This window comes from Bacillus cereus group sp. BfR-BA-01309, from assembly GCF_022664315.1.
GTDB lineage: Bacteria > Bacillota > Bacilli > Bacillales > Bacillaceae_G > Bacillus_A > Bacillus_A mobilis.
Genome location: NZ_JAKUHE010000003.1, coordinates 315,509 through 340,331, shown reverse-complemented (window position 1 = coordinate 340,331; position 24,823 = coordinate 315,509). Strand labels below are relative to the sequence as shown.

The following is a 24,823-nucleotide window of genomic DNA, read 5'->3' as shown; positions in this document are numbered from 1 at the left end:
ATGTAAAAGGAGTGCGCTTATCGCTCAGTTTCAATACATCTTTGATTTTGTTGGTTCATCATTTGAAGGATATATCATTGGGGGCGCAAATGGATTAGATGAAATCAAAAAACGATGCTAAGGCGCTCGCAAAAGCACAATTGTATAATAACGAATTCAAAAATCATAAACAGAAATAAGTTTGACAAACCATTTTGTATACGCATACAATAAAAGTAATATTATGAAAGGAAGGTACTTTGACCAATGAAGTTCTAATTCTCTTATTTATTTCATCCATCACAAACAGTGAACAAAAAATGATGAAAACTAGCAGGGGATTAGTCTGTCCATTTGTCGATACTTTCTTTCGAAACGATCATGTGAAAAAATCGTTTATTTATGTACGATTTTTTCATGCAAGGGCGACGTTTATCCTCTCTAGTGAAACTAGGGCGGTTTTTTTATGACTATTTTATTCGCACGCAATATTGAAAAGAGCTTTGGTGATCGCACACTATTTACGTTACCATCACTGGAAATCCAAGCACAGGATCGCATAGGAATTGTCGGAGTCAACGGAGCTGGTAAATCTACGTTATTACAAATATTAAGTAAAGAAATAGAAGCTGACACTGGCATAGTAACTCATCATAGTTCTATCAGCATCATTCCTCAGCTTAGCGAGGAACTACCGGAAACCGCTTCTTCTCTCGCAAAGGGAAAATGGAGTATTTCAAATATTACAGATGCAATGAGCGGTGGTGAACGAATGCGGCTAAAGATCGCCCATGCTCTCGAACAAGATGCAGGTATTTTATTCGCTGATGAACCAACAAGCCACTTAGATATGGTCGGTACAGAGCAATTAGAAAAAGCACTTTTATCTTATAAAGGGGCTCTTGTTTTAATATCGCATGATCGTGAATTTCTAGATAATATATGTACAAAAATCATTGAAATTGAAGACGGCATGATTCAAGAGTATAAAGGAAACTATTCCAACTATCGAAAGCAAAAAGAACGTGAACGAATACAAAAACAAGCAGAATATGAGCAATATATACAAGAAAAAAATCGTTTAGAGCAATCAATTTCACAAAAAAAGCAACGTGCTTCTAGCATGACAAAAATACCAACTCGGTTCAGTTCATCTGAATCTAAACTTTATAAGTTAAGCGGGGCTCATGGGCAAGAACAGGTTAGCAAAGCAGCAAAAGCATTAGAAACACGTCTCGAAAAACTAGAAAAGAAAGAAAAACCAAAAGATCTTTCTCAGGCTCAGTTTGACGTGCAATACCATACACCCATTCATAGTAAAGTGGCAGTACAGTTCAATAAAGCAACAAAGAAAATAGGCGACCGCACACTATTTAAAAATATGAATGGAACTATTGCCCCTAGTGCAAAACTTGCTATTTTAGGTGCAAACGGAAGCGGCAAAACAACTGTGTTCAACATGCTTCTCGCAAACGAGCGTGGCATCCAGCTTTCGAAGAGTTGCAAAATTGGATACTTTGAACAAACACTATCCATTTTAAAAACAGATAAAACCATTTTAGAGAACGTTCTAGAAGAAACCAACTATACAGAAGCATTCGTTCGAACAATACTCGCCCGGCTTCTATTCCGTCGTGAAGATGTTCATAAACCTGTGCATGTCTTAAGTGGCGGCGAACGAATGAAGGTTGCGCTCGCAAAAGTATTTTTAGGAAACTATAATATGCTTCTACTCGATGAACCGACAAACTATTTAGACTTAGCGACGCAAGAAGAATTAGAAAGCATGTTACAAGAATACCCTGGCACAATACTTTTCATTAGCCATGACCGTGCCTTTATTCGCTCTGTTGCAGACCGTATTCTACAAGTAGACGAAAGTGAACCAAAAGTATTCCACGGTAATTACGAGCAATACACAAAAAGAACAACAGGGGATTCTGTAAACGTTACTGAACAAGAATTATTACGATTACAAACAAAATTAACAGAAATCATCGGCCGAATTTCCATACCAAATCATCACGATGACATCACGTCTCTCGAACAAGAATACGAAACATTATTAGTTCAAATACGAAAATGTAAAGAGGCGCTCTAATGTCTTCCCTATATATCGACAAGGCCTTCCGCATTTCCCAAGAAATATTGGAACTTCGACATAGAATCGCATCAATAACAGTAAAAAGCCGTGCATCAGCACGGCTTTTTACTTTAAATACGGACAGCAGTTCCGCTCACTGCAACCATTAGCATCCCTTCGCGAACCACTTCGTAATCCACGTCGATACCAACAATTGCATTCGCATTTTTTTGTCTTGCGAGAGTTTTCATCTCTTCCATTGCGATGTCGCGTGCTTCTTTTAATTTACTTTCATAAGCACCTGCACGACCACCCACAACGTCACGGACAGAGGCGAAAAGGTCACGAACTATATTCGCGCCCATAATCGCTTCTCCATTCACGATATCGATATACTCAATAATTTCTTTCCCTTGAATTGTAGACGTTGTTGTTACAATCATACTTTATAGCCTCCCATATGAGATTTCCATCTACTAATATGATGTGCTAATTCAGTAGAAATTATATTTACGAACTGAACTGTGCTTCGTATAACCTGCTGTATCCTCCGCCTTGCTCAATTAATTCATCATGTGAACCTTGTTCTGCAATACCATCTTTATTTACAACGACGATACGATCCGCATTTTTAATCGTTGCAAGTCTATGAGCGATAACTAATGTTGTACGGCCGACAGATAGTTCAGCAAGTGACTTTTGAATCGCTAGTTCCGTTTCTGTATCTAATGCAGAAGTCGCTTCATCTAATATTAAAATTGGCGGGTTTTTCAAGAACATACGAGCAATCGCTAGACGCTGCTTCTGTCCTCCTGAAAGTTTCACGCCGCGCTCACCGATAACAGTATCTAAACCGTCTGGTTGTGAGTAAATTAAGTCTTCTAACTGCGCACGTTTTACCGCCTGCCAAATTTCAGATTCTGACGCCTTTAAATTTCCATAAGCAATATTTTCACGAATCGTTCCTGAGAATAAGAACACATCTTGCTGCACAATTCCAATTTGCTTACGAAGTGAAGATAACGTCATATCTTTCGTATCAATACCATCAATTTGGATCGATCCAGACGATTGTTCATAAAAACGTGGGAGTAAACTACATAACGTTGTTTTTCCAGCTCCTGATGGTCCAACGAACGCAACTGTTTCACCTGCATGTATTTTCAAACTAATATCATTTAAAATCGGTTCTTTATTTTCATATCCGAATGTAATGTTGCTATATTGAATATCACCATGTACATGTTTAACTTCCATTGCATCTTTAGAGTCTACAATGTCTGGCTCTGTTTCAAGAAGCTCTACATATCTCTTAAAACCAGCGATCCCTTTCGGATAGCTTTCGATTACTGCATTGATTTTTTCAATTGGGCGGAAGAAAATATTCGTTAATAAAACGAATCCGATAAATCCACCGTACGTTAATTCACCTTGCAGAACAAACCATGTACCGCATATTAAGACGAAAAGCGTTACGAGACGCATGAGCATATAACTAATTGACGAATTTAACGCCATAATTTTATACGCCATTAATTTGGTTGTACGGAAACGAGCGTTATTTACAGCAAATTGCTCTTTCTCAAATCTTTCATTTCCGAATGCTTGTACAACGCGGATACCACCAACGTTGTTCTCAATACATGCATTGAAATCAGCAACATCTGAGAATAAACGTCTAAACGTACCTGTCATTTTTTTATTGAAGTAAAGCGCTAACCATAATAAGAATGGAATAACGAAGAACGTTAATAACGCTAACTTCCAGTTGATCATCATCATAAATGAGAATGCCCCAACTAAAGTCATAACAGCGATAAATAAATCTTCTGGCCCGTGGTGAGCAATTTCTCCAATTTCCATTAAGTCGTTTGTAAGACGTGAAATTAAATGACCTGTTTTATTATTGTCAAAAAATCTGAATGATAGCTTTTGAATGTGATCAAATAATTTCTGCCTCATATCCGTTTCAATGTTAACACCAAGCATATGTCCCCAATATGTAACGACATATTGTAAGCCTGCATTTAATATATACACTGCAAGTAAACCGAAACAAGCCCATAAAATAAGCGTCCAGTTTTGCCCTGGCAATAACTTATCAATAAATTGATTTACGATAAGCGGGAAGCCAAGTTCTAGTAACCCTGCGACAACCGCGCAAGAAAAGTCGAGTATAAATAAACCTTTATACGGTTTATAGTAAGAAAAAAATTTACGTAGCATATTTCCCCTCCATTTTCCAAAATTAAAAAGACTCCCTAAATGATAACCATTATCAAATAATTATTCAAGAGATTCGACTATAAAACTTAAAAATACGGTTTGCGATAGTTGTCGTTTTTTGCCGAAAAGTCGATATATTGGAATAATCGCTGATATTTTTTCAGTTGCGCCGATATAAATTTCAGTTACTACTAATCCCGCCCAGCCAACAGCAAAAAAGGGTATCACCACAAGGTGATACCCCACTTCTATTACATCGCTTCCGAATCCCACTCATGTTCTTGCTGAACAAACACAACACCTAATTCGTGATGTCCTCCGGCGTATAATGCCGTTTGAGCAAGGCGAAGCTCTCCATTTGTATCTAATACTTCTAACTTGCAAAATGCTCCTGTCGTCTTCGTTTGAAGCGCATCATAAAATTCCTCAGCACTTCTTGGAATGACTCCATTTACTTTCGTAATCACTTCTCCAGGCAGCAAATTCAGTTCTGCCCCAATCGTATTCGGGATTGTATCTAATACAACAAGTCCATCATTACGTGCAGCAAAATACGCCGGTCTTGTTTCATCGGCAATTTTTTCTTGCATGGAAATTGTGAAACGTCCAAGCATTGCGACTCCCATCGCGATAATGGCAAGTACGTGCCACCAATAACTTGCGATTCCTAAAACAAGTACAAGTCCTGCTAATCCGTATACACGTCTTCCTGTAAATAATAAAGCTTCCGTTGGCTCATAGCTTCTAATCCTTCTCATAAATCCAATTAAAAATGGAACGAGGAATAGAGAATATGTATCTGAACCTATTGAAACGACAGGCCACCATGAAATAAATTGTGTTACCGCGTCACCTGGTACAAGAATAAAAATTGGAACGATCCATAAACGCTTTGATTCGTGTAAACCAATCTTTAATCCGCGCTTACCCTTCCTAATCTTCGGCGTCGAATATCCTACTGCATTTTTAGAAATCAACAGGCCCTCTACGACGAGCATGACGCCTAGTAAAATAGCAAGAGATACAATCGTATTCTCTTCACCCTCTCCAAGCTGTAAGAAGGAAACTGGTAGCTTAGAAGATAATAGAACGCAGACAATCGCGATACTAAATGTATAAGCTGCTGATAAATATCGATACATTGCAGTTAATCCAAATAGAAACGTCCATAATAAGATGACCCATAAGCTTGCTTTAGAAACAACAAGTCCAAGTCCAATCGTAATAATAGATACGATTAATCCGTATTTAACTCCTGCGAATAGAGATGTTCGCAGTTCAAACCAAATATCATAAACTTTAAAGGAAAAATCCTTTCGTTCACGTAACATACGTAAGTATCCAACGAAGATACTACTTATTAAAAATACATAGACAGCAGGGTGTAAGAAAAAACGTCCAACTGCCCGCATTATTTCAAAAATCCATGCCTCCACGAACCCATTCACCACCATTTATATCATTCTTTCTTTTTATATTATCATAACTGGACAAACGTTTGTTTAACACAAAAAAATACAGGCAGCAAACTGCCTGTATTTCTTTTTACCCCACTTTACTAGGCAGTAAGACCCCCACCTCAAAATTCAGCGAAAGCAAAGAATTTAGGTGGGGGTCGGGCTGCCCAGTAAAGTCCGATTGGTTCAACTAATAATCAGTGGGGGATGAAGAAAACCCCCGCTGATTAAAATTTCACTTTATTTCGCTATTAATTTTAATGCGGACTGTAATTGTAAATCATTTTCTCCAGAACGGATTTTTTCAATAATTTTAGTTTGAATCGCCTCAGCTGTCTTTTTATCCAGCTGCCCTGTCGCTTCCATCTCATTCGCATTTTGGAATGCTTTCAGCGCTGATTCTGTCTCTTTACTAAAGTATCCATCTTCACGCCCCGGTACATATCCTAGGCTCTTAAGCATTTCTTGCGCGTGTTTTACTTGCACATCATTTGAATTATATGAAAGTGTTTTTTCAATTTGAATTGGTGTCGCATGATAATAATCTGGTTGCTTCACTTCTACTGTTGGCGCGATTCCTTTTTTATGAATCCAGTTTCCATCCGGTGTTAACCATTTAAACATCGTTAATTTAATGTTGCTGCCATCTTTAAATGGAACGGCTTGCTGAACAGTGCCTTTACCAAACGTTTTTTCACCAATTAAATCGTATCCTTCTCCCTCTTTTAGCGCACCGGCTAAAATCTCTGAAGCAGAAGCACTTCCGTTATCAATTAATACTGAAATTGGATATGGCTTTTTCTCCTTCAGTTCCGTAGAGAATTTCTTTTTCTCACCATTTCGTTGCTCTACTTGTAGCATTGGCTTTTTATCCGTCATAATTTCCCCTAGTATCTCTTCTACACTATTTAAGTAGCCACCAGGATTACCGCGCACGTCAATAACTAAGCCTTTGATATTTTTCTTCTCTAACTCTTTTAACTGATCCTTAAATTCTTTCGCCGTATTTTCAGCAAAAGAAGTGATTTGCATATAACCGATATCTTTTCCGCTCTCTTGTTTCACAGAACTAAACACTGTGAAGATTGGAATTTTTTCACGCTTAATTTTAAATACAATCGGATCAGCTACTCCTGCACGCTTAATTTCAATCGCGACAGTCGTACCTTTTTTACCACGAATCTTTAATACTGCTTCTTCACGTGATAAATCTTTCACACTATTTCCATCCACAGATAAAATTTGGTCATTCGGTTTAATTCCAATCTTTTCTGCCGGTGAGCCTTTAATTGGAGATACGATAATAAGCTTACCGTCCGTTTTGTTCACCTCAGCCCCGATCCCCTCTAGCTCAGGATCAAGTGATTCACTAAACTGTTTAGCCGTTTCTTTATCCATATACGTGGAATAAGGGTCCTTCAGCGTAGACAACATACCTTGTATTGCACCTTCGACTAACTTGTCATCCTTCACGTCTTCCACATAACGTGAATCAATTAGTGCATACGCCTCATTAATTTTTGCCAAATTCCCTTGCGCGGTGCTAGCATTTCCACTCGAAATTGTTTGCGTTACTTCTGCTGGGTTAACCCCAAATAAAGACATACCTGCAAACATTCCGCCAGCACCAATTAAAAATGCAACAACCATTCCAATAATTGCAACTCTACGTTTCAATGCGGAATTCCCCTTTCCAAAACACACAGGTGGTGTAGCAAAAGGCATCACACAGTGTGTGATGCCTTTACCTATTTCTACTATATGATAAGCTTGTACGAATTATGTTTGCAACTTTTTATACTTTTAAGAAGCGACGAATTGACATTACACTTCCCCACATACCGATTAAAGCCCCGATTAACACTAATAAACCAGCTAATTGGAACACGAAAGGACTGTATGGTAGAAGTTCGAAAATTGTTCCGCCAAGTTTTTCGTTAAACACGCTTTGTAGTGAATTATACGTAACTAGAATTAAGCCAATTGGAATAATTGATCCTAATACTCCTAAGAATAATCCCTCTAATAAGAACGGCCAACGAATAAACCAGTTTGTTGCACCTACCAGTTTCATAATTTCGATTTCTGTACTACGAGCATAAATTGTAATTTTAATTGTATTAGAGATTAAGAACATCGCTGTAAATAAAAGACCTGCAATTAACGCAATACCGATATTACGTCCTGTTTTTACAGTATCAAATAATTTTTCAACTTGCCCTTTACCATATTGAACATTACTTACAAACTGCATTTTCTCAATCTTTTTCGCGATTGTTGCTGTATCTGTTGGTTCTTTTGCTTTTACAACGAATACGTTTTTAAGTGGGTTATCTTGTTCAAATAACTCAAACGTTTTTCCGCTATCACCTAAGCTTTTAATTAAGCGTTTTAGCTCTTCTTCTTTAGAAGAATATTTAATAGATTCTACTTTTGCAATCTTACTCATATCATCTTCTAATTTCTTTTGATCAGCTTCTTTTGCTGCTGGATCAATGTGTACACGAATTTCTACATCTTGCTCTACTTTCGTCGCAAAATGGTTCATATTCATAATCGCTGTTAAAAAGACACCTACAAGTAATAATGTAACTGTTACTGCACTAACAGAAGCAAACGTCATCCATCCGTTACGTGATAGATTCTTTACACCTTCTCGCAAATGTCGACTAAGGGTCTTAGCCTTCATATCCGTATCCTCCCTCAATCTCATCTCGAACAATTTTTCCGCCTTCAATCGCGATTACACGATGACGGATTGTATTTACGATATCTGCGTTATGTGTCGCCATAACGATCGTTGTACCGCGTTCATTGATGCGTGTGAAAATCTTCATAATATCAAGAGCTGTTTCAATATCTAAGTTACCCGTTGGCTCATCGGCAATTACAACCTTTGGTCTATTAACAATTGCTCTCGCAATCGCAACACGTTGCTGCTCTCCGCCTGAAAGTTCACTTGGAAGTGCGCCTGCACGATCTTCAAGACCTACAAGACCTAAAACTTCTGTTACACGCTCGCGGATAGCTTCTTTTTCTTCTTCAATTACCTCTAAGGCAAACGCAACATTCTCATATACCGTTAACTTAGGTAGCAATTTAAAATCTTGGAAAATTACGCCTAATTGACGACGGAAATATGGAACATCTCTTTCTGCTAATGTTTCAATAACAAGTCCATTTACATTAATTGATCCTGTAGATGGCTTCTCTTCACGATACATCATTTTAATAAATGTAGATTTCCCGGCTCCACTCGGTCCAACTACGTATACAAACTCACCTTGTTTAATGTTAACTGTGAGACCAGCAATGGCTTTCATACCATTCGGGTACTCCTTATAAACATTCGTCATTTTTATCATTATTTATCACCCAATACTTAATGATTTTTTTCGAAATACTTTTCTGTACATCTAAAAATAAAAGATAACCTTTTATTCTCGCTTAACCACTCTTGTTGAAGGTAGTCTACTTACAATCTTTTTATAAGCAATACTACTATGTAATATATTTCAGCAAAATTCTACAAACCCCATTGTAACATCAAACGGTTTCCAGTTCGGATACAATTTTGTTACAGTTATGTTACACTCCAAAAAAAGGAAACGAGCTGTCATAATTCTTATCCAAAATCATTTTGGGATAAGATTATGTAATCAACTCGTCCATTTTACCCTTTTTATTTATGTTCAGCTAACCACTCAGCTACTTTTTTCGCATCCTCACCTTGAATAATTCCTGGTGACATGGAACCGCGACCTTTTTCAATAATCTTTTCAATCTCTGCTGCATCATATTTCTGTCCCACTTTTCGTAAATCTGGTCCAGTTGCTCCCGATAAATCTTTCGCATGACAGCCTATACAACTTTTTTGGTAAATTTGCTCTGCGCTATCCGTGCTTGCAGATTGTTTCGAAGGCTTACTCTCTTCTTTATTTCCACATGCTCCTAATGCAAAAACAACTGATGTTCCTAGCGCAATAGCCAACAATTTCTTTTTCACATCTATCGCTCCCCATTGTTGATATTCTTTTCATTCCTAACACACTCATTTTCATTATAAGCATTATCTTTATATAGAAAAACTAAGGTATATTTCATATTCTTCAAAAATACAGTAAGAACCCTGATAATATAAAGCTTTCATAAGTTGTTTCAATTCTGTGAACAACGTAAAAACTTCTATAAAGAATTCTTTTTGAACAGAAAATCAGAAAAGTTCTGTTCAAGTCTTACTCTATTGCCGCTCTGTTTTACTATTCTCTTCTTTTTACAAAACAATATACAACATTATATGCTACATATAATCCCATCAAAAAGAGAAGTTGTCGTTTCCAACTTCTCTTCCTCTTTACTTCATTTATAGAAATAAAATCAAATTCTTTATATCCTCGATTACCCTCAGCATACGCCGACAACTCTGTTGGCTTTTTTTCGCTTATTAGATGCGAGAACGTAAGTAAGCATCAATAAATGGATCAATTTCTCCATCCATAACTGCTTGCACGTTACCAACCTCTGTATTTGTACGGTGATCTTTCACAAGAGAATACGGGTGGAATACGTAAGAACGAATTTGGCTACCCCATCCGATTTCTTTTTGTTCACCGCGAATTTCATCTAATTCTGCTTGTTGCTCTTCTAATTTCTTTTGGTATAATTTCGCTTTTAACATTTTCATCGCGTGCTCACGGTTTTTAATCTGTGAACGCTCTGACTGACATGTTACAACTGTATTTGTAGGTGTATGTGTAATACGAACTGCTGAGTCTGTCGTATTAATATGCTGTCCACCTGCACCACTTGCACGGTACGTATCAATTTTTAAGTCCTCTGAACGTATTTCGATTTCAACTTCATCATTGAACTCAGGTACAACTTCACAAGATACGAACGATGTATGACGACGGCCTGAAGAATCGAATGGTGAAATACGTACAAGACGATGTACACCTTTCTCTGCCTTTAAATAACCGTAAGCGTTATGACCTTTAATTAATAAAGTAACACTCTTAATACCAGCTTCATCACCTGGTAAGTAATCAACCGTTTCTACTTTAAACCCACGTTTTTCAGCCCAACGTGTGTACATACGTAATAACATAGAACCCCAGTCTTGTGACTCCGTTCCACCAGCACCTGGGTGTAATTCTAAAATAGCGTTATTTTTATCATAAGGATCACTTAGTAGTAACTGAAGCTCATACTCATTCATTTCTTGAATTAAGCCTTTCACTTCTGATTCAAGCTCCTCATGTAAATCTTCATCATACTCTTCTTTTAAAAGATCATGCGTGATTTCTAAATTTTCGAATGTCTCATCTAACTGACGGAACTTTCCAACCATCTCTTTCAGTGCATTAGCTTCGTTAATTACAGCTTGTGCGCCTTGTTGGTCATCCCAAAATCCTGCACCCATCATTGTCTCTTCTAATTCTGCAATTTGTTTTTCCTTAGTAGGAAGGTCAAAGAGACCCCCTAAAAGCCGCTAATCTCTTAGCCATTTTCTCTAATTCTTGTCTAATTTCTACTAATTCCATTTCCTTCACCTCTATGTAATTGCTGTTACTTTCGTATGAAAACAAGGGAAACTCTCTCCACTTATGACGGAGAGAGTTTAATCTTTCTTAATGATACATTTTTGATGTAAAAGTTTGCAAAGTAATCTGGGCTACCGCCCTGTATTACTTCCCGATACCACAGCAGTTTTTATATTTTTTACCGCTACCACATTTACATACATCGTTGCGTCCTACTTGGTCACCTTTTACAACTGGTTTTTTCTTCGCCTCTTCCCCATCACTAGATGGATGAACAGCTTCACCTTGGACAACTTCTTGACGCTCTAAGTTTTGTTCAATTTCAGCTTTCATAATGTAACGAGAGATTTCCTCTTCAATAGAAGCAATCATTGACTCGAACATTGCGAATCCTTCCATTTGATACTCACGAAGTGGATCAATTTGACCGTAAGCACGTAAATGAATACCTTCACGAAGGTGATCCATCGCATCAATATGCTCTGTCCATTTCGTATCTACTACACGGAATACAACAACTTTTTCGAACTCACGCATTTGCTCTTCTGGCAGAAGCTTTTCTTTGTCGTTGTAACGCTCTATTAATTTCGCGATAATTGGCTCGCTCATTTCCTCTGGAGCAAGACGACGTAACTCTTCTTCTTTTACATCGCCTTCTTGCAGAAGGTTTGTATTTAAGTAGTCAACAAGACCTTTAATGTTCCAATCTTCTTCAATTTCCTCTTGAGTATGAAGCGCAACAGCACGTTCTACCGTAGATTTCATCATACCTTCAATAATACTGCGTAAGTTCTCAGAATCCATTACTTCTTGACGCTGTTTGTAAATAACTTCACGTTGCTGACGAAGTACATCATCGTACTGCAATAACTGCTTACGTGCATCATAGTTATTTCCTTCTACACGTTTTTGTGCAGATTCTACAGCACGAGAAACCATTTTACTTTCAATCGGCTGTGAATCATCCATACCAAGACGATCCATCATCGCTTTCATATTGTCAGAACCGAAGCGGCGCATTAGTTCATCTTCCATGGACAAGTAGAACTGCGTTACACCAGGGTCCCCTTGACGACCAGCACGACCACGTAACTGATTATCAATACGACGGCTTTCGTGACGCTCTGTACCGATAACTGCTAGACCAACGTTTTTAATATCGTCTCCAAGCTTAATATCCGTACCACGACCAGCCATATTCGTCGCAATCGTTACAGCACCTTTCATACCAGCTTCTGCAATGATATCTGCTTCACGCGCATGGTTTTTCGCGTTTAAAATGTTATGGCGTACACCTTTACGTGTTAACATTTTTGAAATAAGCTCTGACGTTTCAATTGCAACTGTACCAACAAGAATAGGTTGCCCTTGTTTATGACGATTTACAATATCCTCAACAACTGCATTGAATTTACCTTCCATTGATTTGAAGATTAAATCAGCACGGTCATCACGAATAATATCTTTGTTCGTTGGAATTACGATAACATTCATATTGTAAATACTACGGAATTCTTCTTCTTCCGTTTTCGCTGTACCAGTCATACCAGATAACTTTTCATACATACGGAAATAGTTCTGGAACGTAATTGTTGCGAGTGTCATACTTTCATTTTGAATTTCTACGCCTTCTTTTGCTTCAATAGCTTGGTGCAAACCTTCGCTATAGCGACGACCTTTCATAAGACGACCAGTGAATTGGTCTACAATTACGATTTCGCCTTCTTGTACAACATAATCTGTATCAAGGTGCATAACAACGTGCGCACGAAGTGCCTGATTAATATGATGAAGAAGTGCTACATGTTTTAAATCGAATAAGTTTTCAATATGGAAAGCTTTCTCCGCTTTCGTAATACCATCTTCTGTTAACATTACATTTTTCGTCTTCACATCAAATGAATATTCTTTTTCATTTTCTAATGTACGAACGAATGCATTTGCAAACATATATAGCTCTGTTGATTTTTGCGCTTGTCCTGAAATAATAAGTGGCGTACGCGCTTCATCGACTAAGATAGAATCGACTTCATCGATAATAGCAAAATGAAGTGGACGCTGAACGCACTGTTCTCTATATAAAACCATGTTGTCACGTAAGTAATCGAATCCAAGCTCATTATTTGTGCTATACGTAATATCAGCAGCATAAGCCTCTTGTTTTTCTTCGCGTGACATACTGTTTAAGTTAATTCCTACTGTTAAGCCTAGGAACTCATGAAGTTGTCCCATTTCGCTCGCATCACGTTGTGCTAAGTATTCATTGACTGTAACAACGTGAACACCTTTTCCTGTTAGGGCATTTAAATATACAGGTAATGTAGATGTTAACGTTTTACCTTCACCCGTTTTCATCTCAGAGATATTCCCTTCATGTAAGGCAATACCACCCATTAACTGTACGCCATACGGACGCATTCCAAGAACACGAGTCGCAGCTTCACGAACAACCGCAAAAGCTTCAGGTAGTAGATCATCTACTGTCTCACCTTTTGTTAGACGTTCTTTAAATTCAAGCGTCTTTCCTTTTAATTGTTCATCAGTTAAAGGCTTAATAGATGACTCTAATGCATCAATTTGCTCAACTGTCTTCTGCATACGTTTAATTTGGCGTTGATTTACATCAAACACCTTTTTTAAAATACCGATCATAGGAAATACGCTCCTCTTTTTATTAAAATAAAACTTCCGATTGTTTTTCTTTTTCTCTATTACAATCAGTCGTCATAAAAATCAAATGTATGTTATGCCAATTTTTCTCCTAATTAAAAAAACTAAAATGTATATACCTAATGATAATTGTAACACTTGTCTTATAACTATGACAACAATCGGCCGAATCTCTCGTTCTAAATTAAGAAAACTTTTTTTCAAAATCTATTTTCAGCAAAAAAAGCGCAGCCATTTCGGCTGCGCTTTTGAATTATTATTTAGTTTCGATTAAACCATATTTCCCATCTTTACGGCCATATACAACGTTAGTTTCATTTGTATCAGCATTTGTGAAGACGAAGAAATTATGTCCTAGCATATCCATTTGTAGGATTGCTTCTTCAACGTCCATCGGTTTTAAATCGAATCGTTTTGTACGTACAAGTTCTAGTTCATCCTCTTCTACCTCATCCAGAACAGCTACTGTTTCTGGAAGGATAAAGTTCGTTTTCACAGAACCTTTCTCACGTAACTTACGATTTACCTTTGTTTTATGTTTACGAATTTGTCGCTCAAGTTTATCAACTACTAAATCAATAGCAGCGTACATATCGCTATTAGTTTCTTCTGCACGAAGTAATAAATCAGTAAATGGAATTGTTACCTCGACACGTTGCTTGTCAGAGTATACTTTTAAATTAACTTTAATCTCTGGGAATGTATCAAAATAACGCTCTAACTTACTTAGTTTTTTCTCTACATATTCCTTTAATGCTGGAGTTACTTCAATATTTTCACCACGAATGTTGAATTTCATAGATGAATTCCTCCTTTCAAGCCTATGTACTATAATTTCGACATTGGCTTAAAAATTCCTTCTAACTTTTTTAAAAAAATTAGTGGAATTGCGATTTTTTTATCGTTTTTTGTTGAAATGAAAAGATGCATCGTTTCTATCTTTATTTTATCCTATTAACATCGTGAATAACGAATATAACTGTGGACAATTCGTTACAGAAAAGAAACAACTTTTTGACAACTCCATTCATAACAAAAACCCCTTGTAAAAAACAAGAGGTTCTACCATATATATAACGTTGCCACAAACGCAGCTTTCTCTTCCCAAAAACAATATTCCTACAGTTTTACAACATTAGCTGCTTGTGGTCCACGTGCTCCATCTACAATGTCAAACTCAACTTGTTGCCCTTCTTCTAATGACTTATATCCATCTTGTTGAATAGCAGAAAAATGAACAAACACATCATCACCATCTTCACGCTCAATAAACCCAAATCCCTTTTCTGCATTGAACCATTTCACTCTTCCTTGCATGTTCATTCCATTCCCTTCACTCTAAAAATCAGGGCATTCGCCCCATACTTTGACTATAACGAATGACAACTTACGAAGTCAAAGGAGACTTATCGCCTTTTTATTATCCCTTTCGACAGTTACAGATCAACTTCTACAGAGCGTCAAACTAGAAACTCCCCTTGCTCCTCTATCGTATAAAAGACTTCCAATTTGTCTAACTGTAATTCCTGTCGTATATACATCATCAACGAGTAAGATATGCTGTCCATGAAACATCTCTTCTCCCTGAAAATAAAAAGGATTACTTCCCGAAAGCCTTTCTTTACGTTTCTTCTTACTTTGCTTTTCTGTTTCTCTTCTTCTTAATGATGGATAAGAAATTTTGATAGGTAAACAAGCTGCTAATAACTCTGCCTGATTAAAACCACGTTCATATTCCCGCTCCCTACTAAGCGGAACAGCAATAACACTTGAAACACTCGTAAAATGCTTTTGAAATAACTCCCGAAAAGATCGATAAAAAATATGAACTAACTCCGCATCTCCCCGAAACTTAAACTGTGCTACTATTTCTTTCATCCCATCATCGTACACGTGCAAAGAACGATTTTTTAAAGGACGATACTTCTCCTCGTTTATCCATCTTACGCAATCCACACAAATATCATTTTCTTTATATTCGGAAGGCAAGCCCTCTAAAGGTCGCCCACACTCCATACAAATTTCTCCTATAATATAGGAAAGTTTCTGTTCACATCTATCACATATATATTTTTTATGAGGCTTTACAAAGAAGGTATACCAACTAACTGTTTCCAATATATACTCATCGCAAAGTAGACAATGCATCAATCGATTAATCCTTGTTCTTTTGCCTTTTTGTTCATACTTTGAATATGTTTTTTCGCGCGTACCATCGCCTCTGTCTTACCGTAATGAAAATAAACGACCTCGCCGTAAGGTTCTTCAAAACTACGACCTGCTCGGCCTGCAATTTGTACGAGTGCACTTTCCGAAAAGATTTCTTCTTCTGCCCCTAACACTGCAACTTGTAAATTTTTCACAGTTACTCCTCTTTCTAAAATTGTCGTCGTAACTAATAACGGAATTTCTCCCTTTCTGAAAGCTGCTACTTTTTCTTTTCTCATTGGATCTTCTGCATGTACACCATCGATTCTATGATTCAAGGTTTTCAATAACAGGCTCATTTCTTCTATATATCGCACATGAGGAACAAATAAAAAAATAGGATGTTTTTTGTTTACGTACATTTCTAACCATTGTAGTAAAACTCGAGGAATTCTTTTATGATGGAGGCTTTTCTTCCAACTTCCGCACCAGCAAAATTGAGGAACAATACAAGGTACCAAAACCACACCTGACTTATGACACTCAAGAACGGATAGAACAAGGTTTGAATGAATCTTTACAACACAATAAAAAAATACTTATTTCATACTACAGAAATGGCTACATACATGAATAATACATCACAATAACGAACATAGATGTACAATCGAAAACAATTGTATGTACTGATGCTTTTCAATTAGATATGAAATTGAAAGTTGATGATTTTGTCGATGTGAAATAATAAAACATTTACAGTTGTTGCATGAAATTGGTATGATTTAGATATTACTTCAAGGAGGTTATTTCATAAGTTATGATACTGTAGCATCGCTACAACGTATGCAACAATTAGAACAAGCAGAAGCTACAGCTGGGAACGATTAGTTTTAAAACCAGTAAATCCTAAAGTAGATATCATTATTTTCGTAATTACTTTTCTATTAGCCGTTCCAACACTTACACTTTCAATCTGGGTATGGTCCATTTATTTTTCAATCAAGGAATTTACAATGAAAACATATTTAGTAAAAAATGTTTCAACTGGCGAACAATTCTATGTAGAGAAACAAGACTTCAAACAATATAAAAGAAACTTTAAGAACAGGGAAAAATAAGTTAGAAGAATTTCTGATTTGTAACAAAATAGAAGATACATCAGGAGGACAATTGACATGAAGAAATTTATCGTAGCAGGACTATCACTAGGGCTTTTAGCAGGTTGCGGTTCTACAGAAGATAAAACTGAAGCGAAAGATAAAAATGTACAAAAACAAGAAGCAAAAAAAGAAGATACTACTAAAAAGAAAGTAGTCAGTCAAGAAGATTTTGTTGTTTATACAAAATCAATTAAGGGTGTAAACTTCATTAAAGAAGCAAAGCTACATAATAATAAAGCTGAAATCACATTCTATGAATCTTTTGCAGCGTACAAAGCTGCACATGCTGATAGTACTACTACAGAGGAACAGTACAAACAGGAATTTTCAGGTGAAGACACTATTGAAAAAATGTTTGTAGAAGAATCAGCTAGAATATTAAGACGTTTCCACGCTTTAAATTCCATTAATATAACTCTTCCATTCGAAGGGAAAACTTACAATGTAAACTTAAGCAGGGATTCTTTAAATGCACACCTTGGATTTGATATTGAATCTATAAAAGTTGCTGATAAGTCATGGGAAAATAAGTTTGTTAAGTCATATGTAAACGATAAAATTAAACGAGATGAATACTTCAAGAAATTTGTTAAGATTCAATAATATAAATAAGAAAGCTGTCATTTGACGGCTTTTTTTACTTTTCACTTAACCTCATACCACCATTCTCTACAATCAAGGTACTCTTTCATTACATTCAATTGCGTATCTGAAGTTGGTTCTGAAATGAAATATGTTTGTCCATTCGATTGTAAAATGAAATTAGCTGTCATTTTTAGAGAGGTTAATGCTCCCATCACATCCTCAACATACTCTCTCGAAAAAGCACCTGATTAGATAATGTTTTTTTTAGCGATACAGTTGCTACGTTTCCGTTTCCGCTGCCACCAACTCCTTGTCCAGTTAATGCATAAACGATGGAATGAGCGATATTATCTACATGCCATTTTGCCATATCTGCTTCATTATCAATAAACCCCAAGTTCAATTAAAATTGCCGGCGCCTTAGTTTCAGCTAGTACATACAATCTCTCTTTACCATAGCGTCTTTCTTTAGCGAGTTGAGCTGATACTTTAGCTGCTAAATCCTTTTGATCCCAATAACAAACCTCTCTCCCGTCATCCTTATTGTTATATGCATTCAAATGGTACGCCTTGTACACATACGACCTCTCCCTTCTTTTCCATATCACTTAATTCTCTCCGTAAATCTAAAGAGAGTTCTTCTAATAGCAACTGTTTTCCAGCAAGCATCAGCAACCACCTCCAGCACTACTATAAGCCTTTATGATAGTCTCGTAAAAACTCAAAAAAGCCGATAACCTACTTATAAAATAGTAAGCTATCGACTTTATACACTTGTTTTATTCGTTTATAAATCCTAGAATCGACCGTATCCTAAGAAATGTTTTTGGTTATAGCTACTGCTTAAGCTAGAGTATGCAATCCCTTTATCACCAGCATGAATCATTTGGCCATTACCAACGTAAATACCGATGTGAGATGGACCTGGCTTATAAGTACCTTGGAAGAATACTAAATCTCCAGGTTGTGGGCTACTTACTTTAGAAACTGAATTCCAGTAACCTGCAACGTCTTGACGTCCTACACCGAAGATGTAAGAAATGAATCCACTACAGTCAAAACCACCGTTTGATGGAGATGCACTTCCCCAAACATATGGTAAACCTAAGTAGCTTTGCGCTTTACCAATTACGCCACCCGCATTTGAAGCTGGTGCTGGCTCTGGTTTTTTCGTTTCTTGCTTAGGTGCTTCTTTTTTAGGCTCTTCTTTTTTAGGTTCTTCTTTTTTAGGTTCTTCTTTTTTAGCTGGTGCTGCTGGCTGAGCAGGTGCCGCTTGTGCTGGTTGAGCTTGCGCATCTTTAGCAGCTTGCTCTGCTTGTTTTTGAGCAGCAGCTTCTTGTGCAGCTTTTTCTTGTGCTTCTTGTTCAGCAATACGTTGTAATTGCAGTGCTTGTTTTTCAAGATCTTTCAATTGACTTTCCGTACTTGTCATTGTAGTTACAACTGTATCCATTTTACCGCTTAAATCATTTACTGCTGTTGATTTTTTCGCTTTTTCAGCGTCAAGTTCTTTCTTAGCAGTTTCAATTTGAGCTTGTGCTTCTTTTAATTCTTTTTGCTTTGTTTTTACCGTTTCAACGTCTTTTTTCACGTTCGCTTGATCTTCTTGTTGTGTTTTCATGATATCTTCATCAGACTCAAGAATTTTAGAAACAGAAGCTAAACGATCAACTAGATCTGCAACGTTTTTAGAGTTTACAAGAACTTCTGTTACAACATTTGTGTTTGGTTGCTCTTGAAGTGCAACTAAACGTTTTCTTAATAACTCTTCACGTTTTGCAATTTTCGTTTGTAGTTCTGCAATATCTTTATTTTTATTTTCGATTAATTGCTCAGTATCAGCAACTTTTTTCGTTGTTTCATCAAGCTTTGAAGCATTCTCTTGAACAGACTTATCTAAACCTTGAATTGTTTTGTTTAAGTCATTCATTTGTTTTTGTAATTCATCACGTTCTTGTTGTTGTTTATGTAAAGTGTCATTTTGTGTATTAATTTGTGATTTCACGTCAGAAATTTTATCTTCTGCAAATACATTTGGTGTTAGTCCTGAAAACATTAACCCTGCAACTAATGCGCAAGATGCCATTTTTAGCTTTTTCATTTTATTTTTTACACCGCTTTCTTTTGTCTTTTTTCCGTATATAACCTATAAAATTTATACCATAATTCGGGATTTTTTTTGCTAATGTTACGCTATTGTAAAACAAATGTAATATTATATGTAACTCTATCGCAAAATATACATATTTTTGTATATATGTGTAGAATTTTAAAAGCTTTTTATAAGCAAAAAAAAACGCAAGGTTTCCCTTACGTTTTGTTACATACACTAATACAAATGAAATCAAAACGTTATTTCATCCATTTCTCAGCCCAATTTTGGACTTCATCCATAACACTTTCTAATGCTTTCCCTTTTTCAGTTAAGCCGTATTCGATTCGAACTGGTACTTCTGGATAAACATTACGAACTACAATGCCTTCGCTTTCCAATTCCTTTAAACGCTCTGACAACATACGATCGCTCATATTTGGTATAATATCTGCGATTTCTCTAAAACGTTTTGACTCTTCAAGCAAAGATTTAATAATTAAGCCAGTCCATTTTTTACTAAGCAAAGTAAAAGCTGACTCAAACTTTGGACATAAACAAGAATTATGCTCCATATGTTTCACCTCTCTTCCATTATAATATAGTTTCTTGTAAAAAGTAAGTTATAAAACTTTCCTCGTTAATTTATTTTACGTACATTTTACCATTTCCAAATATTAACTTGTCAACCACACGTAAAATATCCGTAAAAAAACCCTCTTAAAAAGAGAGCTTTTTTATATCTTATTACTTCGTATACCACCCAAGACCTAGCGCACCTTCACCTAAATGCGTACCAATTACAGCACCGAAATAACCTGTGCGGATTGTGACATGAGGATATTTTGCTTCTAATTCTGCCTTCCATTCATTCGCTTCCTCTTCACGTTGTGCATGAATGATAACTGCTTCCATAGGTACACCTTTACTTGCTTGCTCATCAAAAATTTCAACAATTCGTTTTAACGCCTTTTTACGTGTACGAATCTTTTCAAATGGAATAATGATTTTATCTCTAAAATATAAAACGGGCTTCACTTGCAATAAACTACCAATGAAGGCTTGCGCACTATTTAATCGTCCTCCACGTTGTAAATGATGTAAATCATCTACTACAAAATAAGCGTCCATCGTTTTCTTCATTTCATCAAAACGGGCAACGATCTCCTTCGGATCTTTTCCTTCGCTTGCTAATTTTGCCCCTTCACGTACATAGAATCCTTGTACTTCACAGCTAATTTCAGAGTCGTACGTATATACATCGATACCCTCTACCATTTGCCCGGCTGTCGTTGCCGTTTGATATGTACCACTAATCCCACTTGAAAGATGAATGCTAATAACCGCATCATAATCCTTCGATAGTTCTTCAAATAACTCAACAAACTTTCCGATTGCTGGCTGAGAAGTTTTCGGAAGTTCTTCTTGCTCACGTACTTTTACATAGAAATCATCTACTGAAATTTCAGCTTCTTCTTGATAAGATTCCGTTCCAAATACAACGTTTAATGGAATCATATATATATTGAGTTCATCACGAATATGCTTCGGTATATATGCTGTACTATCAGTAACAATAGCTGTTTTCATTTGCGTACCTGCCTTATAAAAAAGTTTTTATTCCCTAAGTTTACACGAAAACTAAAAATGGTGCATCCATACATGAAAATGCCGATTTGAAATTATATTCACCATCTCGACAAATTACAACAAAAAGATGAAATACTCATCAAAAATTTCAACTTATTTATAAAAAATGTTTGAATATAAAAACGCTCGCTTTTAAAATGTAAAGTACTAGTCATTTTGATAGATAGGGGCGTATACGAGTGTTATTACAATATTTAACAATCAAAGACTACGGTGAGCACGAAATTGTCATTCAAAAATCAAGATTTATCTGTTATATTAGCCGAGCTACAACCGAAGAAGAAGCTCAAGAGTTTATACAAAAACTAAAAAAACAAAATTGGAATGCCACACATAATTGTTCTGCGTATTTGATTGGTGAACAAGATCAAATCCAAAAAGCAAATGATGATGGAGAACCTAGCGGCACAGCTGGCATACCTATGTTAGAGGTACTAAAAAAACGCGGTTTAAAAGATACCGTCGTTGTCGTTACTCGCTATTTTGGCGGCATCAAACTTGGCGCAGGTGGATTAATTCGCGCATATGGAAAATGTACAAGTGAGGGTATTAATCATGTTGGTGTCGTTCAGCGAAAACTAATGCGTGTTATGCAGACCGAAATTGATTACACATTACTTGGCAAAATTGAAAATGAATTACGTAATTCGAAATATGCCATTAAAGATATACATTATCTCGAAAATGTCACATTTGATACGTATGTAGAAGAAGATGGAAAACAAGCATTCACAGATTGGATGATTGAATTAACAAATGGGAAATGTACAATTACAGAAGGAGATATGTTGTACTTAGAACAAGATGTTATCTAAGAATAACTATATTATCACCTCTAAAGATTAATGTAGTGAATTACTTCCCTATAAATGAACTAAGGAGATTATATATGGAAGAACGTTATTATCATCTCCAAAATAGCAGAATAAAAAAGAAACGAAGAAGAAAGTTTTTCTACTTCCTTATTTTCGTATTTTTATTTGGTGGTGTAGGACTTTATATATTAAACTCCTACTCTTCTCTCATGGGGATGTATAGTGGTTTTACTCGTCAAAAATCGGACTTGAGAACCGAAGATGTAGAAATTACAAAAGAGCCTTTTACACTCCTCATTATGGGTATAGAAGATTATGCAACGGACGGACAAAACGGTCGGACAGATTCATTAATGTTTGCGACAGTCAATCCTAAAACGAAAAAGATTTCACTTATGAGTATCCCTCGTGATAGTCGCGTTCCAATTGTTGGTAAGAACAAAGAGGACAAAATTAATGCTGCGCATGCTTACGGCGGAGAAGAAATGGCAATCAAAACGGTCGAAGGTTTTCTAAAAGTTCCTGTAGACCATTATATTAAAATTGATTTCCAAGGCTTTAAAGGTATTGTTGATGCTGTTGGCGGTGTTACCGTTGATGTCCCATTCGATTTTTGGGAGCGTTCGGACGTAGATTACTACAAAAAAATCAAGTTTAAGCAAGGTCAACAAGACTTAAATGGAGAAGAAGCACTTGCATACGTACGTATGCGAAAACAGGATCCAAACGGTGATTATGGTAGGGCCGCTAGACAAAGACAATTACTAGCAGCTGTTGCTCAAAAACTAAATTCAGCCTCTACTGTATTTAAAATTAAAGATTTAACCGCAGTCGTTGGAAAATATATAAAAACTGACATTCCTATTTCAGACGGACTTGCTCTTTACAATAAATTGTCTGGGTTTGACCCTTCTACAATACAAACGCTCAAACTTGAAGGAGAAGACAAAAAAATAGGTGGTATTTATTACTTCCTTCCAGATCCAATCGGTGTAGAGACAGTACGTAACGGAATTAAAAAAGAATTAGGCGAAACAGCAAACACTCAAGAAAATCCAACTACAAAAACTGAATCAAATCCTTCTTCAAATTCTAACTCTGACGAAAAAGCAAAGAAAGAAACGAATCAGAACAAAACACCAACTGAGCCACCTCCTTCTACGAATGCTCATGCAGAGTGGATTATGAGAAATCAGCAATAACAAAAAGAGCCAAATCGCATATGATTTGGCTCTTTTTTATTTACTTATTAAAATGTTGTAAAATTGCTTCTACAATACGCTCTGATGCACGGCCATCACCGTAAGGATTAGATGCTTTTGACATCTTATCATGAGCTTCTTTATCTGATAACAATTCATCAGCAAGACCAAAGATTGTCTCTTCGTCCGTTCCTGCTAATTTCAATGTACCTGCTTCAATACCTTCCGGGCGCTCTGTTGTATCACGAAGAACAAGAACCGGTACACCTAATGACGGCGCTTCCTCTTGTACACCACCAGAATCAGTTAACATTAAGTATGAACGAGCTGCCACATTGTGGAAATCAATTACATCTAGCGGCTCAATTAAATGAATACGACCATGATCGCCTAGAATGTCATTCGCTGTTTCACGAACAACAGGGTTCATATGAACAGGATACACAACTTGTACGTCTTCATGCTTATCAACAAGACGTTTAATTGCACGGAACATATTACGCATTGGCTCTCCTAAGTTTTCACGGCGATGAGCTGTCATAAGTACAAGACGATCATTTCCAAGTTTCTCTAGTACAGGATGACTATATGTTTCTTTTACAGTCGTTTTTAGTGCGTCAATCGCCGTATTTCCAGTGATAAAAATGCGTGACTCATCTTTATTTTCTTTCTGTAAGTTCGTTGCTGATTTTGATGTAGGTGAGAAATGAAGATCTGCCATTACACCTGTTAGTTGGCGATTCATCTCTTCTGGGTATGGAGAATATTTATCCCATGTACGAAGTCCTGCTTCTACATGACCTACTGGAATTTGATTGTAGAAAGCAGCTAAACTTGCGATAAATGTTGTAGTTGTATCACCATGTACAAGTACAATATCCGGCTTTGCTTCTTTCATTACTTTATCTAAACCTTCTAAACCACGCGTTGTAATATCAATTAAAGTTTGGCGATCTTTCATAATATTCAAATCGAAATCTGGCGTAATTCCAAAGATACTTAATACTTGGTCTAACATTTGACGATGTTGCGCTGTTACAGTCACAATCGACTCAATTTTTTCTGGATGTTTTTGCAACTCTAACACAAGAGGTGCCATTTTAATTGCTTCTGGACGTGTCCCGAAAATTGTCATTACTTTTAAACGTTCAGTCATTTCACTGCCTCTTTTCTTTCACCAGTTACAAATTCTATTATGACATATAAGAATATA

General features: G+C 36.5%; 22 protein-coding genes and 5 pseudogenes. 7 read left to right on the top strand and 20 right to left on the bottom strand.

What is annotated here, in order from left to right; translation table 11 throughout:
• Positions 1 to 4: 4 nt before the first annotated feature.
• Both MR115_RS08705 and abc-f read left to right on the top strand, forming a co-directional pair.
• Positions 5 to 179: pseudogene (locus MR115_RS08705) on the top strand (flavodoxin family protein); the annotation flags it as partial.
• Positions 180 to 445: 266 nt separating this feature from the next.
• On the top strand, positions 446 to 2,080 hold the full coding sequence (abc-f, locus tag MR115_RS08700; protein ID WP_242240892.1) for a ribosomal protection-like ABC-F family protein: 1,635 nt from the start codon (positions 446 to 448) through the stop codon (positions 2,078 to 2,080).
• A 113-nt stretch (positions 2,081 to 2,193) separates the two neighbouring features.
• Here the strand turns inward: abc-f and MR115_RS08695 are convergent, their stop codons facing one another.
• The 14 genes and pseudogenes from MR115_RS08695 to comFA all read right to left on the bottom strand — a co-directional run.
• Positions 2,194 to 2,505 carry a heavy metal-binding domain-containing protein gene (locus MR115_RS08695; RefSeq protein WP_002068307.1) on the bottom strand — a complete coding sequence of 104 codons (312 nt, stop codon included), beginning with the start codon at positions 2,503 to 2,505 and terminating at the stop codon, positions 2,194 to 2,196.
• A 67-nt stretch (positions 2,506 to 2,572) separates the two neighbouring features.
• Positions 2,573 to 4,288, bottom strand: coding sequence for an ABC transporter ATP-binding protein (locus tag MR115_RS08690; RefSeq protein ID WP_242240889.1), 1,716 nt, complete (start codon positions 4,286 to 4,288; stop codon positions 2,573 to 2,575).
• A 60-nt stretch (positions 4,289 to 4,348) separates the two neighbouring features.
• Positions 4,349 to 4,519: a hypothetical protein gene (locus MR115_RS08685; RefSeq protein WP_242240887.1), complete on the bottom strand. Its 171-nt coding sequence runs from the start codon at positions 4,517 to 4,519 to the stop codon at positions 4,349 to 4,351.
• 20 nt (positions 4,520 to 4,539) lie between these two features.
• Positions 4,540 to 5,724 carry a PDZ domain-containing protein gene (locus tag MR115_RS08680; RefSeq protein WP_163096006.1) on the bottom strand — a complete coding sequence of 395 codons (1,185 nt, stop codon included), beginning with the start codon at positions 5,722 to 5,724 and terminating at the stop codon, positions 4,540 to 4,542.
• A gap of 261 nt (positions 5,725 to 5,985) precedes the next feature.
• Complete coding sequence (locus MR115_RS08675; RefSeq protein ID WP_080349976.1) at positions 5,986 to 7,422, bottom strand: S41 family peptidase; 1,437 nt, start codon at positions 7,420 to 7,422, stop codon at positions 5,986 to 5,988.
• Between the two features lie 118 nt (positions 7,423 to 7,540).
• Positions 7,541 to 8,434: a permease-like cell division protein FtsX gene (gene ftsX / locus MR115_RS08670; protein WP_061679326.1), complete on the bottom strand. Its 894-nt coding sequence runs from the start codon at positions 8,432 to 8,434 to the stop codon at positions 7,541 to 7,543.
• Positions 8,424 to 9,110, bottom strand: coding sequence for a cell division ATP-binding protein FtsE (ftsE, locus tag MR115_RS08665; protein ID WP_255863943.1), 687 nt, complete (start codon positions 9,108 to 9,110; stop codon positions 8,424 to 8,426). Before ftsE ends, ftsX begins: the two co-directional genes overlap by 11 nt.
• 317 nt (positions 9,111 to 9,427) lie before the next feature.
• Complete coding sequence (gene cccB, locus MR115_RS08660) at positions 9,428 to 9,751, bottom strand: cytochrome c551 (RefSeq protein WP_000727965.1); 324 nt, start codon at positions 9,749 to 9,751, stop codon at positions 9,428 to 9,430.
• A 438-nt stretch (positions 9,752 to 10,189) separates the two neighbouring features.
• Positions 10,190 to 11,288 (bottom strand): peptide chain release factor 2 gene (gene prfB / locus MR115_RS08655; RefSeq protein ID WP_242240885.1). Its coding sequence is split into 2 segments (ribosomal slippage): positions 10,190 to 11,215 and positions 11,217 to 11,288, totalling 1,098 coding nucleotides; the frame shifts between segments, so codons are not numbered across the junction.
• A 144-nt stretch (positions 11,289 to 11,432) separates the two neighbouring features.
• Positions 11,433 to 13,940, bottom strand: a complete 2,508-nt coding sequence (gene secA / locus MR115_RS08650) for a preprotein translocase subunit SecA (protein WP_242240884.1) — start codon at positions 13,938 to 13,940, stop codon at positions 11,433 to 11,435.
• A 274-nt stretch (positions 13,941 to 14,214) separates the two neighbouring features.
• Positions 14,215 to 14,757, bottom strand: a complete 543-nt coding sequence (gene hpf / locus MR115_RS08645; RefSeq protein ID WP_242240883.1) for a ribosome hibernation-promoting factor, HPF/YfiA family — start codon at positions 14,755 to 14,757, stop codon at positions 14,215 to 14,217.
• 320 nt (positions 14,758 to 15,077) lie between these two features.
• The gene (gene cspC, locus MR115_RS08640) at positions 15,078 to 15,275 is read right to left on the bottom strand and encodes a cold shock protein CspC (RefSeq protein ID WP_001990088.1); all 198 of its coding nucleotides are present in this window, start codon (positions 15,273 to 15,275) and stop codon (positions 15,078 to 15,080) included.
• 126 nt (positions 15,276 to 15,401) lie between these two features.
• A complete protein-coding gene (locus MR115_RS08635) occupies positions 15,402 to 16,106 on the bottom strand; it encodes a ComF family protein (RefSeq protein WP_242240876.1) in 705 nt (234 codons plus the stop codon).
• Positions 16,106 to 16,621: pseudogene (gene comFA, locus MR115_RS08630) on the bottom strand (ATP-dependent helicase ComFA); the annotation flags it as partial. The gene MR115_RS08635 and the pseudogene comFA, both read right to left, overlap by 1 nt.
• Between comFA and MR115_RS30035 the strand changes: the two are divergent.
• The 3 genes and pseudogenes from MR115_RS30035 (at position 16,537) to MR115_RS08615 (ending at position 17,869) form a co-directional block, all read left to right on the top strand.
• Entirely contained in the window at positions 16,537 to 16,743 is a 207-nt protein-coding gene (locus MR115_RS30035) for a YolD-like family protein (RefSeq protein WP_309243099.1), read from the top strand. The pseudogene comFA and the gene MR115_RS30035 sit on opposite strands and share 85 nt — an antisense overlap.
• 173 nt (positions 16,744 to 16,916) lie before the next feature.
• Positions 16,917 to 17,224, top strand: a pseudogene (locus MR115_RS08620) (hypothetical protein).
• A gap of 57 nt (positions 17,225 to 17,281) precedes the next feature.
• Positions 17,282 to 17,869 carry a hypothetical protein gene (locus tag MR115_RS08615; RefSeq protein WP_242240872.1) on the top strand — a complete coding sequence of 196 codons (588 nt, stop codon included), beginning with the start codon at positions 17,282 to 17,284 and terminating at the stop codon, positions 17,867 to 17,869.
• 41 nt (positions 17,870 to 17,910) lie between these two features.
• On the opposite strand, the pseudogene MR115_RS08610 reads toward MR115_RS08615, so the two are convergent.
• From MR115_RS08610 to MR115_RS08590, 5 genes and pseudogenes are all read right to left on the bottom strand, one after another.
• Positions 17,911 to 18,420, bottom strand: a pseudogene (locus MR115_RS08610) (N-acetylmuramoyl-L-alanine amidase C-terminal domain-containing protein); the annotation flags it as partial.
• Positions 18,416 to 18,520: pseudogene (locus MR115_RS08605) on the bottom strand (helicase); the annotation flags it as partial. The pseudogenes MR115_RS08610 and MR115_RS08605, both read right to left, overlap by 5 nt.
• A 127-nt stretch (positions 18,521 to 18,647) precedes the next feature.
• Positions 18,648 to 19,952: a C40 family peptidase gene (locus MR115_RS08600; RefSeq protein WP_242240870.1), complete on the bottom strand. Its 1,305-nt coding sequence runs from the start codon at positions 19,950 to 19,952 to the stop codon at positions 18,648 to 18,650.
• Between the two features lie 251 nt (positions 19,953 to 20,203).
• Positions 20,204 to 20,518 carry a winged helix-turn-helix transcriptional regulator gene (locus MR115_RS08595; RefSeq protein ID WP_000400858.1) on the bottom strand — a complete coding sequence of 105 codons (315 nt, stop codon included), beginning with the start codon at positions 20,516 to 20,518 and terminating at the stop codon, positions 20,204 to 20,206.
• A 172-nt stretch (positions 20,519 to 20,690) separates the two neighbouring features.
• Positions 20,691 to 21,533, bottom strand: coding sequence for a DegV family protein (locus MR115_RS08590; RefSeq protein ID WP_061679332.1), 843 nt, complete (start codon positions 21,531 to 21,533; stop codon positions 20,691 to 20,693).
• Positions 21,534 to 21,772: 239 nt separating this feature from the next.
• On the opposite strand from MR115_RS08590, the gene MR115_RS08585 reads away from it, so the two are divergent.
• Positions 21,773 to 22,408: a YigZ family protein gene (locus tag MR115_RS08585; RefSeq protein WP_242240869.1), complete on the top strand. Its 636-nt coding sequence runs from the start codon at positions 21,773 to 21,775 to the stop codon at positions 22,406 to 22,408.
• Positions 22,409 to 22,482: 74 nt separating this feature from the next.
• Positions 22,483 to 23,610 (top strand): LCP family protein, encoded by a 1,128-nt coding sequence (locus tag MR115_RS08580; RefSeq protein ID WP_242240868.1) that lies wholly within the window; start codon positions 22,483 to 22,485, stop codon positions 23,608 to 23,610.
• Between the two features lie 40 nt (positions 23,611 to 23,650).
• Here the strand turns inward: MR115_RS08580 and wecB are convergent, their stop codons facing one another.
• The gene (gene wecB, locus MR115_RS08575; protein WP_242240867.1) at positions 23,651 to 24,766 is read right to left on the bottom strand and encodes a non-hydrolyzing UDP-N-acetylglucosamine 2-epimerase; all 1,116 of its coding nucleotides are present in this window, start codon (positions 24,764 to 24,766) and stop codon (positions 23,651 to 23,653) included.
• Between the last annotated feature and the right edge of the window lie 57 nt (positions 24,767 to 24,823).

Excerpts from the sequence above, each read along its gene's own strand:
- MR115_RS08595 (WP_000400858.1), bottom strand. The coding sequence starts at position 20,518 with ATGGAGCATAATTCTTGTTTATGTCCAAAGTTTGAGTCAGCTTTTACT.
- MR115_RS08695 (WP_002068307.1), bottom strand. The coding sequence starts at position 2,505 with ATGATTGTAACAACAACGTCTACAATTCAAGGGAAAGAAATTATTGAG.
- MR115_RS08590 (WP_061679332.1), bottom strand. The coding sequence starts at position 21,533 with ATGAAAACAGCTATTGTTACTGATAGTACAGCATATATACCGAAGCAT.
- secA (WP_242240884.1), bottom strand. The coding sequence starts at position 13,940 with ATGATCGGTATTTTAAAAAAGGTGTTTGATGTAAATCAACGCCAAATT.
- MR115_RS08635 (WP_242240876.1), bottom strand. The coding sequence starts at position 16,106 with ATGCATTGTCTACTTTGCGATGAGTATATATTGGAAACAGTTAGTTGG.
- MR115_RS08690 (WP_242240889.1), bottom strand. The coding sequence starts at position 4,288 with ATGCTACGTAAATTTTTTTCTTACTATAAACCGTATAAAGGTTTATTT.
- wecB (WP_242240867.1), bottom strand. The coding sequence starts at position 24,766 with ATGACTGAACGTTTAAAAGTAATGACAATTTTCGGGACACGTCCAGAA.
- MR115_RS08600 (WP_242240870.1), bottom strand. The coding sequence starts at position 19,952 with ATGAAAAAGCTAAAAATGGCATCTTGCGCATTAGTTGCAGGGTTAATG.
- cspC (WP_001990088.1), bottom strand. The coding sequence starts at position 15,275 with ATGCAAGGAAGAGTGAAATGGTTCAATGCAGAAAAGGGATTTGGGTTT.
- abc-f (WP_242240892.1), top strand. The coding sequence starts at position 446 with ATGACTATTTTATTCGCACGCAATATTGAAAAGAGCTTTGGTGATCGC.
- MR115_RS08615 (WP_242240872.1), top strand. The coding sequence starts at position 17,282 with ATGAAGAAATTTATCGTAGCAGGACTATCACTAGGGCTTTTAGCAGGT.
- MR115_RS08580 (WP_242240868.1), top strand. The coding sequence starts at position 22,483 with ATGGAAGAACGTTATTATCATCTCCAAAATAGCAGAATAAAAAAGAAA.
- hpf (WP_242240883.1), bottom strand. The coding sequence starts at position 14,757 with ATGAAATTCAACATTCGTGGTGAAAATATTGAAGTAACTCCAGCATTA.
- ftsE (WP_255863943.1), bottom strand. The coding sequence starts at position 9,110 with ATGATAAAAATGACGAATGTTTATAAGGAGTACCCGAATGGTATGAAA.
- ftsX (WP_061679326.1), bottom strand. The coding sequence starts at position 8,434 with ATGAAGGCTAAGACCCTTAGTCGACATTTGCGAGAAGGTGTAAAGAAT.